General features: G+C 70.5%; 11 protein-coding genes. 4 read left to right on the top strand and 7 right to left on the bottom strand.

Annotated features, from left to right (window positions below; all coding sequences use genetic code 11):
* Nucleotides 1-179 precede the first annotated feature (179 nt).
* Genes pgl through tkt form a run of 5 tightly spaced genes read right to left on the bottom strand, consistent with a single transcriptional unit; the run spans nt 180 to nt 6,898 of the window.
* On the bottom strand, nt 180-962 hold the full coding sequence (gene pgl, locus ACTMVF_RS38570; protein ID WP_441275745.1) for a 6-phosphogluconolactonase: 783 nt from the start codon (nt 960-962) through the stop codon (nt 180-182).
* Nucleotides 959-2,119 carry a glucose-6-phosphate dehydrogenase assembly protein OpcA gene (gene opcA, locus ACTMVF_RS38565; protein WP_441275744.1) on the bottom strand — a complete coding sequence of 387 codons (1,161 nt, stop codon included), beginning with the start codon at nt 2,117-2,119 and terminating at the stop codon, nt 959-961. The genes pgl and opcA overlap by 4 nt, the downstream gene beginning before the upstream one ends.
* Nucleotides 2,116-3,654, bottom strand: coding sequence for a glucose-6-phosphate dehydrogenase (gene zwf / locus ACTMVF_RS38560; protein ID WP_441275743.1), 1,539 nt, complete (start codon nt 3,652-3,654; stop codon nt 2,116-2,118). Before zwf ends, opcA begins: the two co-directional genes overlap by 4 nt.
* A 4-nt stretch (nt 3,655-3,658) precedes the next feature.
* Complete coding sequence (gene tal / locus ACTMVF_RS38555; protein ID WP_441275742.1) at nt 3,659-4,777, bottom strand: transaldolase; 1,119 nt, start codon at nt 4,775-4,777, stop codon at nt 3,659-3,661.
* Between the two features lie 33 nt (nt 4,778-4,810).
* Complete coding sequence (tkt, locus tag ACTMVF_RS38550; protein ID WP_441275741.1) at nt 4,811-6,898, bottom strand: transketolase; 2,088 nt, start codon at nt 6,896-6,898, stop codon at nt 4,811-4,813.
* A 339-nt stretch (nt 6,899-7,237) separates the two neighbouring features.
* On the opposite strand from tkt, the gene ACTMVF_RS38545 reads away from it, so the two are divergent.
* The 4 genes from ACTMVF_RS38545 to ACTMVF_RS38530 all read left to right on the top strand — a co-directional run bounded on the left by ACTMVF_RS38545 (nt 7,238) and on the right by ACTMVF_RS38530 (nt 10,538).
* Nucleotides 7,238-8,206, top strand: coding sequence for a heme o synthase (locus ACTMVF_RS38545; protein WP_441275740.1), 969 nt, complete (start codon nt 7,238-7,240; stop codon nt 8,204-8,206).
* A gap of 58 nt (nt 8,207-8,264) precedes the next feature.
* Entirely contained in the window at nt 8,265-8,567 is a 303-nt protein-coding gene (locus ACTMVF_RS38540; protein WP_062710248.1) for a hypothetical protein, read from the top strand.
* Between the two features lie 105 nt (nt 8,568-8,672).
* Nucleotides 8,673-9,779 (top strand): amidohydrolase family protein, encoded by a 1,107-nt coding sequence (locus ACTMVF_RS38535; protein ID WP_441275739.1) that lies wholly within the window; start codon nt 8,673-8,675, stop codon nt 9,777-9,779.
* Nucleotides 9,780-9,797: 18 nt separating this feature from the next.
* Nucleotides 9,798-10,538 (top strand): nucleotidyltransferase domain-containing protein, encoded by a 741-nt coding sequence (locus ACTMVF_RS38530; RefSeq protein ID WP_441275738.1) that lies wholly within the window; start codon nt 9,798-9,800, stop codon nt 10,536-10,538.
* On the opposite strand, the gene ACTMVF_RS38525 is transcribed toward ACTMVF_RS38530, so the two are convergent.
* A complete protein-coding gene (locus ACTMVF_RS38525) occupies nt 10,493-11,506 on the bottom strand; it encodes a COX15/CtaA family protein (RefSeq protein ID WP_441275737.1) in 1,014 nt (337 codons plus the stop codon). The genes ACTMVF_RS38530 and ACTMVF_RS38525 overlap by 46 nt on opposite strands.
* Nucleotides 11,507-11,586: 80 nt before the next feature.
* Entirely contained in the window at nt 11,587-12,207 is a 621-nt protein-coding gene (locus tag ACTMVF_RS38520; RefSeq protein WP_441275736.1) for a tetratricopeptide repeat protein, read from the bottom strand.
* Nucleotides 12,208-12,333: the final 126 nt, after the last annotated feature.

Raw genomic sequence — 12,333 nt, 5'->3', positions numbered from 1 at the left:
CCCTGGGGGCTGCCGCCCCCAGACCCCCGCTTCGGCCCTGAACGGGCCTCGTCCTCAAACGCCGGACGGGCTGAGTACGTCAGCCCGTCCGGCGTTTGAGGAGCGGGGGGCCCAGGGGCAGAGCCCCTGGGATGGGACGGGTGGGGGCGGCGGGGGCGAAATCCTCCCCGCCGTTCCCCTTACGCAGACGCAGGCGGATACAGCGACCGCGGCAGCTGCGACGCCGCCGCCGCGTCCAGCAGCCACAGGGTCCTCGAACGGCCGTACGCCCCCGCCGCCGGCGCCTGGATCTCGCCCGCGCCCGAGAGGGCGATCGCCGCGGCCTGGGCCTTGTCCTCACCCGCAGCCAGCAGCCACACCTCACGGGCCGCCCGAATCGCCGGCAGCGTGAGGGTCACCCGGGTCGGCGGCGGCTTGGGAGCGCCGTGGACGCCGACGACCGTACGGTCCGTCTCCCGGACCGCGGGCAGTTCCGGGAAGAGGGACGCCACGTGCGTGTCGGGGCCCACGCCCAGCATCAGGACGTCGAAGGTGGGAACCGCACCGTGGTTCTCGGGACCCGCCGCCCGCGCCAGCTCCTCCGCGTACGAGGCGGCCGCCGCTTCCACATCCGTGCCGAACGGCCCGTCCGACGCGGGCATGGCGTGCACGCGCTTCGGATCCAGGGGCACCGCGTCCAGCAGGGCTTCGCGCGCCTGCGTGACGTTGCGCTCCGGGTCACCCTCGGGGAGGAAACGTTCGTCGCCCCACCAGAGGTCCAGCCGGGCCCAATCGATGGCGTCCCGGGCGGGGGCGGCGGCGAGGGCGGCCAGCAGGCCGTTGCCGTTGCGGCCGCCGGTGAGGACCACGGACGCCGAGCCCCGGGAGGCCTGGGCGTCCACGATCTTCGTGATCAGCCGGGCCGCGGCGGCCTGCGCCATCAGCTCCTTGTCGTGGTGCACGACCAGCTGGGGAGTGCTCACGAGTTCGCCGCCGCCTTCTTCATCGGTTCCTGCGCCGCCGCTTCCTGCGCATCGGCTTCGCGGGGAGACTCGGCCGCTTCTCCTTTGGCTGGAGATTCCCCTTTGGCAGGCGACACCTCCGCCCTGGCCACAGCGGCATCCGCCGGCGCCACGGCCTGCACCGCCTTGGCCACCGCGGCCTCGGCGCCCTCCGCGCCCCGAACCGCCGAGTGCGCCACCACCGAAGCCGGCGCGGAGCTCAGCCGCTCCACCCCGAACCGCAGCGCCGACGCGTACGTGTCGTCCGGGTCGAGCCGCCGCAGCTCCTCCGCGATCAGCTCGGCCGTCTCCCGCCGCTTCAGCGCCACCGCACGGTCCGGCTGGCCCTGGATGGAGAGGGTCGCCAGGGAACCGTCCGCCCGGTCCAGCGTTATCGGGCCGCAGTCGGTGTCCATCCGGACCGCCGTCAGACCGGGGCCCGACGACAGCGACCGCTTCACGGGCACGTCCAGCCGGTCCGCGAGCCACATCGCCAGCAGCTCACAGCTCGGGTTGAACTCCTCGCCCTCCACCTCGACCGCCTTCACCTCGCAGACCACCTGGTCCAGAGCCGCCGCCAGCATCGACCGCCACGGCGTGATGCGGGTCCAGGAGAGATCCGTGTCGCCCGGCGTGTAGGTCTCGGCGCGGGACGACAGCTCCCGTACCGGCTGTTCCGAGGCGTACGTGTCGGTCACCCGGCGCTGGGCCAGCGAGCCCAGCGGGTCGTTCGCCGGGTCGAGCGGTGCGTTCACCGGCCACCAGACCACCACCGGGGCGTCCGGCAGGAGCAGCGGAAGGACGACGGACTGCGCGTGGTCGGACACCTCGCCGTACAGCCGCAGGACCACCGTCTCGCCGCTGCCCGCGTCCGCGCCCACCCGCACCTCGGCGTCCAGCCGGGACTGCGTGCGGTCGCGGGGCGAACGCGAGACACGCTTGATGACCACCAGCGTGCGCGAGGGGTGCTCGTGCGAGGCGTCGTTGGCGGCCTTCAGGGCGTCGTACGCGTTCTCCTCGTCGGTGACGATGACCAGCGTGAGCACCATGCCGACGGCCGGCGTGCCGATGGCTCGGCGGCCCTGCACCAGCGCCTTGTTGATCTTGCTGGCCGTGGTGTCGGTCAGGTCTATCTTCATGGGCGGCGCCAGCTCCGTCCGTCTCGCTCGAGCATTTCGTCCGCCTCGACGGGGCCCCAGGTACCGGCCGGGTACTGGGCGGGCCTGCCGTGTGTGTCCCAGTACTCCTCGATCGGGTCGAGGATCTTCCAGGACAGCTCGACCTCCTCGGTGCGCGGGAAGAGGTTCGCGTCGCCGAGCAGGACGTCGAGGATCAGCCGCTCGTACGCCTCGGGCGAGGACTCCGTGAAGGACTCGCCGTAGGCGAAGTCCATCGACACGTCCCGGATCTCCATCGAGGTGCCCGGCACCTTCGAGCCGAAGCGGACCGTGACGCCCTCGTCGGGCTGGACGCGGATGACGATCGCGTTCTGGCCCAGCTCCTCGGTGGCCGTCGTGTCGAAGGGGGAGTGCGGGGCGCGCTGGAAGACCACCGCGATCTCCGTGACCCGGCGGCCGAGGCGCTTGCCGGTGCGCAGGTAGAAGGGGACGCCCGCCCAACGGCGGTTGTCGACCCCCAGCTTGATCGCGGCGTACGTGTCGGTCTTCGACTTGGCGTCGATGCCCTCCTCCTGGAGGTACCCGACCGCCTTCTCGCCGCCCTGCCAGCCGGCCGCGTACTGCCCGAACACGGTGTCCCGGCCCAGGTCCTTCGGCAGCCGTACGGCACCCAGCACCTTGGTCTTCTCCGCCGCCAGCGCGTCCGCGTCGAAGGAGGCGGGCTCCTCCATCGCGGTCAGCGCCATGAGCTGGAGGAGGTGGTTCTGGATGACGTCGCGCGCCGCGCCGATCCCGTCGTAATAACCCGCCCGGCCGCCGATGCCGATGTCCTCGGCCATGGTGATCTGCACGTGGTCCACGAAGGACCGGTTCCAGATCGGCTCGAACATCGTGTTGGCGAAGCGCAGCGCCAGGATGTTCTGGACGGTCTCCTTGCCCAGGTAGTGGTCGATGCGGAAGACCTGGTCAGGGGCGAAGACCTCGTGGACGACCTTGTTGAGCTCCTCGGCGGACTTCAGGTCGTGCCCGAACGGCTTCTCGATGACCGCGCGGCGCCAGGAGCCGCCCGTCTGGTCGGCCAGGCCGTGCTTCTTCAGCTGCTGGATGACCACCGGGAAGGACCGTGGCGGCACCGAGAGGTAGAAGGCGAAGTTGCCGCCCGTGCCCTGTGCCTTGTCCAGTTCCTCGATGGTGCCGCGCAGCCGCTCGAAGGCGTCGTCGTCGTCGAAGGTGCCCTGGACGAAGCGCATGCCCTGGATGAGCTGCTGCCAGACCTCCTCGCGGAAGGGGGTGCGGGCGTGTTCCTTGACCGCGTCGTGGACCTCCTGCGCGAAGTCCTCGTGGGCCCACTCGCGGCGGGCGAAGCCGACCAGCGAGAAGCCCGGCGGCAGCAGACCCCGGTTGGCGAGGTCGTACACGGCGGGCATCAGCTTTTTACGTGACAAATCGCCCGTAACGCCGAAGATCACCAGGCCCGACGGCCCCGCGATGCGCGGGAGCCGTCGGTCGGCGGCGTCACGAAGCGGGTTCGCTTCCGTGACGGTGAAGGGTGGCAAGGGATCAGCCCTCCGAGGGGGCGAGGCGCTCGAGCTCGGCCTCGGTCGACTTCAGCAGGTCGTTCCAGGACGCCTCGAACTTGTCGACGCCCTCGTCCTCCAGCACCTGGACCACGTCGTCGTACGAGATCCCGAGCTTCTCGACGGCGTCCAGGTCCGCGCGGGCCTGCGCGTAGGTCCCGGCGACGGTGTTGCCGGTGATCGAACCGCTCTCCTCGGTGGCCTGGAGAGTGGCCTCCGGCATGGTGTTGACCGTGTTCGGCGCGACCAGGTCGTCGACGTACAGGGTCGCCTTGTAGGCCGGGTCCTTGACGCCGGTGGAGGCCCACAGCGGACGCTGCTTGTTGGCGCCCGCGTTCTCCAGCGCGCTCCAGCGGTCCGTGGAGAAGACCTCCTCGTACGCCTGGTAGGCCAGGCGCGCGTTGGCGACGGCGGCCTTGCCGCGCGCGGCCTTGGCCTCGTCGGTGCCCAGCGCGTCGAGCCGCTTGTCGATCTCGGTGTCCACGCGGGACACGAAGAAGGACGCCACGGAGTGGATCAGCGACAGGTCCAGGCCCTTGGCCTTGGCCTTCTCCAGGCCGGCGAGGTACGCGTCCATGACCTCGCGGTAGCGCTCCAGGGAGAAGATCAGCGTGACGTTGACGCTGATGCCGTTGCCGATCACCTCGGTGATGGCCGGCAGGCCCGCCTTGGTCGCCGGGATCTTGATGAGGGTGTTGGGCCGGTCGACCAGCCAGGCCAGCTGCTTGGCCTCGGCGACCGTCGCCTTGGTGTGGTGCGCCAGACGCGGGTCGACCTCGATCGACACCCGGCCGTCCTGGCCGCCGGTGGCGTCGAAGACCGGGCGCAGGATGTCGGCGGCGTCCCGGACGTCCGCCGTCGTGATCATGCGAACGGCCTCTTCGACGGTGACCTTGCGGGCGGCGAGGTCCGAGAGCTGCTGCTCGTAACCGTCCCCGGAAGAGATCGCCTTCTGGAAGATCGTCGGGTTGGTGGTGACGCCCACGACGTGCTGCTGGTCGATCAGCTCGGCGAGGTTGCCGGACGTGATCCGCTTGCGCGACAGGTCGTCCAGCCAGATCGCGACGCCTTCCTCGGAGAGGCGCTTGAGTGCGTCTGTCATGGAATTACATCTCCTACGTGTCGTATATGAGCGTCAGCGCTGGACAGCGGCGAGGGATTCCCGGGCCTTCGCGGCCACGTTCTCGGCAGTGAAGCCGAACTCGCGGAAGAGGACCTTGCCGTCGGCGGAAGCACCGAAGTGCTCCAGGGAAACGATGCGGCCGGCGTCCCCGACGTACTTCTGCCAGGTCAGGCCGATCCCGGCCTCGACCGCGACCCGCGCCTTCACCGACGGCGGCAGAACGCTGTCCCGGTACCCCTGGTCCTGCTCCTCGAACCACTCCACGGACGGCATGGACACGACCCGGGTCGGCACACCGTCGGCCTCCAGCTGCTCACGGGCCTCGACGGCCACGTGCACCTCGGAACCGGTGGCGATGAGGACGACCTCGGGAGCCCCGTTCGACGCCTCGAAGAGGACGTAACCGCCCTTGGCGGCATCCTCGTTGGGCTCGTAGGTCGGCACGCCCTGACGGGTCAGCGCCAGGCCGTGCGGGGCGCCCTTGCCGAAGACCTTCGTGTAGCGCTTGAGGATCTCGCGCCAGGCGATCGCGGTCTCGTTGGCGTCGGCCGGGCGTACGACGTTGAGGCCCGGGATGGCGCGCAGCGAGGCGAGGTGCTCGATGGGCTGGTGGGTCGGGCCGTCCTCGCCCAGACCGATGGAGTCGTGCGTCCACACGTACGTCACCGGCAGGTGCATCAGTGCCGACAGACGCACGGCGTTGCGCATGTAGTCGGAGAAGACGAGGAAGGTGCCGCCGTAGATGCGGGTGTTGCCGTGCAGCGCGATGCCGTTCATCTCCGCGGCCATGGAGTGCTCGCGGATGCCGAAGTGGATCGTGCGGCCGTACGGGTTCGCCTCCGGGAGCGGGTTGTCCGCCGGCAGGAACGAACTGTCCTTGTCGATCGTCGTGTTGTTGGAGCCGGCCAGGTCGGCCGAGCCACCCCAGAGCTCGGGGATGACGGCACCCAGCGCCTGGAGGACCTTGCCGGACGCGGCACGCGTCGCGACGCCCTTGCCGGGCTCGAAGACCGGGACCTTCTCCTCCCAGCCCGTGGGCAGCTCGCCCTTGCTGACACGGTCGAACTCGGCGGCGCGCTCCGGGTTGCTGTTGCGCCACTCCTGGAGCTGCTTCTCCCACTCCGCCTTCGCCTGGCGGCCGCGGTCGAGGGCCTGGCGGGTGTGGGCGATGACCTCCTCGGAGACCTCGAAGGACTGCTCCGGGTCGAAGCCGAGGACGCGCTTGGTGGCCGCCACCTCGTCGTCGCCGAGCGCCGAGCCGTGGGCGGCCTCGGTGTTCTGCGCGTTCGGGGCGGGCCAGGCGATGATCGAGCGCATCGCGATGAAGGACGGCTTGTCCGTCACCTTCTTCGCTTCCTCGATCGCGTTGTAGATGGCGTGCGGGTCGAGGTCGCCGTCCGGCTTCGGGGCGATCCGCTGCACATGCCAGCCGTACGACTCGTACCGCTTGACGGTGTCCTCGGAGACGGCCGTCTCGGTGTCACCCTCGATCGAGATGTGGTTGTCGTCCCACAGCAGGACGAGGTTGCCGAGCTTCTGGTGGCCGGCCAGCGAGGACGCCTCGGCGGAGATGCCCTCCTGAAGGCAGCCGTCACCGGCGATGACATAGACGAAGTGGTCGAAGGGGGAGGTGCCCTCGGGGGCCTCCGGGTCGAACAGACCGCGCTCGTAGCGGGCGGCCATGGCCATGCCGACGGCGTTGGCGACACCCTGGCCGAGCGGGCCGGTCGTCGTCTCGACGCCCTTGGTGTGGCCGTACTCCGGGTGACCGGGGGTCTTCGAACCCCACGTCCGGAACGCCTTCAGGTCGTCCAGCTCCAGGCCGAAGCCTGCCAGGTACAGCTGGGTGTACAGGGTCAGGGACGAGTGGCCCGCGGACAGCACGAAGCGGTCGCGCGCGACCCACTCCGGGTCGGCCGGGTCGTGCCGCATCACCTTCTGGAAGAGGGTGTAGGCGGCAGGCGCCAGGCTCATCGCCGTACCCGGATGGCCGTTGCCGACCTTCTGTACGGCATCGGCGGCCAGGACGCGGGCGGTGTCGACGGCCCGCTGGTCCAACTCGGTCCACTCGAGGTCTGTGGTGGTCGGCTTGGTGCTCACCCTGGGTCAGGGCTCCTCTCCACATGTCACGCATGTCGAATGCCGGTGCACGGGGCGCCCCGGCCGTGGTCGAGCCTACCCCCGTAAGTACGTGCGTCTTTTCGAGTCATTCCAGACTGCCGGGACTCGCGGGGATCCGCCTCCCCGCTGGGCTGGATCGCATTCGGCAACTGAATACGCAGCCGCTCGTCCGAGTGCTCAACAGAGCCGTGGGGGACTCTTCCGAGGGCCCTGCTCAACACGACCCGACCCCCGCGAATGTCCGGGTCTGGGCAACGTCTACAGTGGCGTGGTACGCGCGAGCCTTTACCGGGACTTCACACGGGGAGGCTCGCTGGGATGTCTCTGTCAGGGGTGTGCGTGACGGCCGTTGAATCCCGTCCAGCGGGGATTATCGGGACGAGCCAGAGCCCGAGCCGGCGGCCGATCGGGGCCCGGGTCAAGGCGTTCGTGGCGCTTACCAAGCCGCGGATCATCGAGCTGCTGCTGATCACCACGGTGCCGGTGATGTTCCTCGCCGAGCAGGGCGTGCCCGACCTCGGTCTGGTGCTCCTCACCTGCATCGGCGGCTACCTGTCGGCCGGCGGTGCCAACGCGCTGAACATGTACATCGACCGTGACATCGACGCGCTCATGGACCGCACCTCGCAGCGCCCCCTGGTCACCGGGATGGTCAGCCCGCGCGAATGCCTGGCCTTCGGCATCACGCTGGCGGTCGTCTCGACGCTGCTGTTCGGCCTCACCGTCAACTGGCTGAGCGCCTGGCTCTCCCTCGGCGCACTCCTCTTCTACGTCGTCGTCTACACGATGATCCTCAAGCGCCGGACCGCGCAGAACATCGTGTGGGGCGGCATCGCGGGCTGCATGCCGGTACTGATCGGCTGGACGGCCGTCACGAACTCCCTCACCTGGGCGCCGCTCATCCTCTTCATGGTGATCTTCTTCTGGACGCCACCGCACTACTGGCCGCTGTCCATGAAGGTGAAAGAGGACTACGCGCGCGTGGGCGTGCCGATGCTCCCGGTCATCGCCTCCAACAAGGTCGTCGCCAAGCAGATCGTCATCTACAGCTGGGTGATGGTCGCGGTGTCGCTGCTGTTGACGCCGCTCGGCTACACGGGCTGGTTCTACACCGCGGTCGCGCTGGCCGCGGGCGGCTGGTGGCTGTGGGAGGCGCACGCGCTGCAGAACCGCGCGAAGGCAGAGGTGACGGGCGGGAAGCTGAAGGAGATGCGCCTGTTCCACTGGTCCATCACCTATGTGTCGCTGCTGTTCGTGGCGGTGGCCGTGGACCCGTTCCTGCGCTGACGTATGTCACAGTGCCCTGCTCTCGCCAGCTGATCTACCCGTGAGTAGCATCCTGGTCATGGCAGACAAGGTGGCCAAGCTGGCCAAGCAGATCAGCACCTTCGCGAAGTCCCACGGCGGCGCCGAGGCCCAGGTCGCGTACATCGGACAGCGCGGCGCCCGCATCGTGCTCGTCGGTGAGGACGGCGGCTGGGGCGACCTGGTGGCACCGTCGTACGAGATCGCCGAGAAAGCGGTGGAGAAGTCCGGCGTCACGGCCCACGAGTCCTTCGACGGCGAGTTCGCGGCGAAGGTGAAGACCGGCCCGTACGAGTGGAGCCGTATGGCGGGCATCCAGGTCGGTGGGCCCAGCAACGGCTGAGACCCGTCGGCGTTTCGCATGGGGTGTGTGACACCAACACCTGTTGCCCGGTTCACCCGTTAGGACCTGTGAGGAGCACACGGTCCAGCACAACGGGGAGCCCGGATGATCGAAACGCCGTCCCTCGTGGACCAGTACTGCCATGGCGTACTGCGCACGGAACTGGGCCTCGGTACCTTCGAGGCCCAGCTGGCCCGCACCGAAGGCCCACCGGCTCCCGGCACCACGCTCTTCGACACGCAGACCGGTTTCGCCGTACGCCGCTGGTGCCCCCCGCTGCTCGGCCTGGAACCGCACTGCCCGCCCGCCCGCTATCTGGCCAGGCGTCGTGAACTCGGCGTACTGGAGGCGGGCCGGCGGCTGCTGCGCGGCAGCGGCATCACGACGTATCTGATCGACACGGGTCTGCCCGGCGACCTCACCGGGCCGCCGGAGATGGCGTCGGCCGCGTCCGCCGAGGTCCATGAGATCGTGCGCCTCGAACTCCTCGCCGAACAGGTCGCCGACACCTCGGGCACCGTCGAGTCCTTCCTGGCCAACCTCGCCGAGTCGGTGCACGGCGCCGCGGGGAACGCGGTGGCCTTCACCTCCGTGGCGGGCGTACGGCACGGCCTGGCCCTCGCGCCGGAGCCGCCGGGGCCGGGGGAGGTGCGGGGCGCGGCGGGGCGCTGGCTGGCGGCGCGCACGGTCGGCGGCGAGCTGAGCGACCCGGTGCTGCTGCGGCATCTGCTGTGGATCGCGGTGGCGTCCGGACTGCCGCTCCAGCTGCACGCGGGGCTGGGGGAGCCGGGCCTGCGCATCGACCGTACCGACCCGGTCCTGCTGACGGACTTCGTCCGTGCGACGGCCGGCCTCGGCACCGACCTGATCCTGCTGCACGGCTACCCGTACCACCGCCACGCGGCCCACCTGGCAGGCGTCTTCCCGCACGTCTACGCCGACTCGGGCGCCGCCCTCATCCGCACGGGCGCCCGCGCGGCCACGATCCTCGCCGAGATCCTGGAACTGGCCCCCTTCGGCAAGATCCTCTTCTCCAGCGGGGCGCAGGCCCTGCCCGAACTGCATGTGGTGGGCGCCCGTCTCTTCCGCGAGGCCCTCGGCCGGGTGCTCGGCGGCTGGGTGGCCGAGGGGGCGTGGTCGCTGACGGACGCGCAACGGGTGGCGGGGATGGTGGCGGCGGGGAACGCTCGCCGGGTGTACGGGCTGGAATGAGCCGTACAGACTGGGCGCATGCCGACGGATGCCTTACTCGACCGCTTTCTCACGGAGCTGGGGCCGCTCGCCCCGCTCGCCGTCTGGGCGCACGGCTCGCTCGCCGGCGGCGACTACCAGGAGGGTCGTAGCGACCTGGACCTGATCGCCGTACTGGACGGCCCGCTCACGCCCCGCACCGTCTGGCGGCTGGCGAAGCTCCACGCCCGGCTGCGGGCCGAGCCGCTCGCCGCACGGCTGCACTGCACGTACCTCACGCCGGACACGGCGGACGACCCCGACCGACGCCATCTCACCTGGGCGCACGAGCAGCTGTTCAAACGGTCGGTGACCCCGGTGACCCGGCGTGAGCTGCACGCCTTCGGACGAGTGCTGCACGGACAGGCGCCCGCCCGCCTGCTGCCGCCGGTCTCGGACCGGGAGCTCGGCGACTTCGTCGTACGCGACCAGCGGGACTTCTGGCGGCCGGCCGTCGACAACGTCGCGCTGTGGACGCGGGACGTCTGGATCGACCTGGGGCTGGTCACCTTCGCCCGGGCAAGCGTCACCCTGCGCGACGGCCGCCTGATCACCAAGAGGGAGGCGCTGGATCTGCTGCCCGGGCTCGGGGCGCCCGTAGCGGTGGTCGAGGACATCCGCAGGCGCCGCTACGGCGACGACGCCCCGCCGCCGGCCGAGGGGTGGGCGGCGCGCAGGGCCGGGCTGACCCGGGACTACCTGGGACCGGCGATCGACGCGCTCGTGGCCTCGTACGACTGAACGGGCAGGTCGGGCAGTTCCGCCTCGGGCCGTTCCCGCAGGGCCAGCAGGACGCGCAGTACGGCGATCCACGTCACGGCCGAGCCGAACATGTGCAGGCCGACCAGGATCTCCGGGAGGTCCGTGAAGTACTGGACGTAGCCGATGACGCCTTGGGCGAGGAGGACCACGAAGAGGTCGCGGGTGCGGTTCAGGGGGCCCTTCGGGGCGTCGACCGCCTTGAGGACGAACCACAGGGCGAACGTCAGCGTGACCACGATCCAGGCCAGTACGGCATGCAGCTTGGTGACGTTCTCCCAGTTCACCGGCATCCGCTCGACCTCGCTGGAGTCGCCCGCGTGCGGGCCCGCACCGGTCACCACCGTGCCGACCAGGATCAGCAGCACGGTGGCGCCGACCAGGACCCACACCAGCTGGTGCACGGCCTTGCCGACCAGGGGACGCGGCTCCGAGTCGCCCTCCCGGGTGCGCTGCCACATCACCGTGGCGACCGCGATGAGGGCGGACGTCGCCACGAAGTGGGCCGCGACCGTGTACGGGTTGAGGCCGACCAGCACGACGATGCCGCCGAGCACCGCGTTGCTCATCACGATCCAGAACTGCGCCCAGCCCAGCCGGGTCAGGCCGCGCCGGTACGGCTTCTCGGAGCGCGCGGCGATGATCGCCCAGCCGACGGCCGCGCACAGCACGTACGTCAGCATGCGGTTGCCGAACTCGATGGCACCGTGGAATCCCATCTCGCTGGTGGCGGTGAGGGAGTCGTCGGTGCACTTGGGCCAGGTCGGGCAGCCGAGCCCGGACCCGGTGAGCCGCACCGCACCGCCGGTGACCACGATGAGCACCGACATCACGAGCGCGGCGAGAGCCGCCCGCTGGACCGTTCTCGGGGTCGGGGTCCAGCGTGTGGCGATGAAGGCGAGCGGGTTGCGCACGGCCGCTACGGCGTCGGCTCGGGTCACGTTTGGCACGCGCCCTATCGTAGGCGGCCGCTTGTGCACGCTTTCACGAGGGTCCCGGGAAGGTCCCTGGGCGGCCTCCTGTACCCCTGTCAGGCCGACGAGGGGTCGCGGGAACCGGGGTCCATCTGCCCCAGCCGGGCCCGGACCCCGGCACTGAGGGAGTGCCCGGCGCCGTACGCGCCCTCGTACCGGCGCAGTGCCTCCGTCAGCGTGTCGATCGCCTCCGCCGTGCGGCCGTCGACGATCAGCGTCTCGGCCAGATCCCGCTCCGCGTCGGCCACGTAGGGATGGTCGGGACCCATGACGGCGGCAGCCATCCGCCGGGCCTGTGTCAAGCGCTCGTACGACTGCTCCAGCTCGCCCGTGTCGCGGTGCAGTCGGCCCAGCCGGATCAGCGTCCCGACCGCGTCGGGGTGGTCGCCGTGCCGGCCGCGGATCCGCAGGGCGTGCAGCAGGGCCGTACGCGCTTCTTCCGTGAGGCCGAGCCGGCGCAGCGCCTCGCCGAGGTGGTTGTCGACGTCGCCGATATCGGGGTGGTCCTCGTCGTACGCGGGCAGCAGCAGGGCACGGGCGCGCTCCAGATGCTCCCGGGCGCTCGCCGGATCGTCCTGTTCGAGGGCGATGATCGCCAGGTGCTTGTGCGCTGTGGCCAGGTCGGCCGGGCGGGGGCGCGGCGCGCGCCCCTCCGTGTCGTACCACGGACAGCACATGGGGCAGCAGACGGCCGCACTCCGGCCAGTGCGCCGGATCCCTGGGATCCGCGGGGAAGGCCGAGGCGACCAGCAGCACCGCCGCGTCCGCCCAGCGCCGGTGCTCGGCGGCGTCCAGGGTGGAAC

This window comes from Streptomyces sp. SD31 (genome assembly GCF_052068475.1).
Lineage (GTDB): Bacteria > Actinomycetota > Actinomycetes > Streptomycetales > Streptomycetaceae > Streptomyces.
This window is presented reverse-complemented; position numbering and strand designations above follow the sequence as displayed.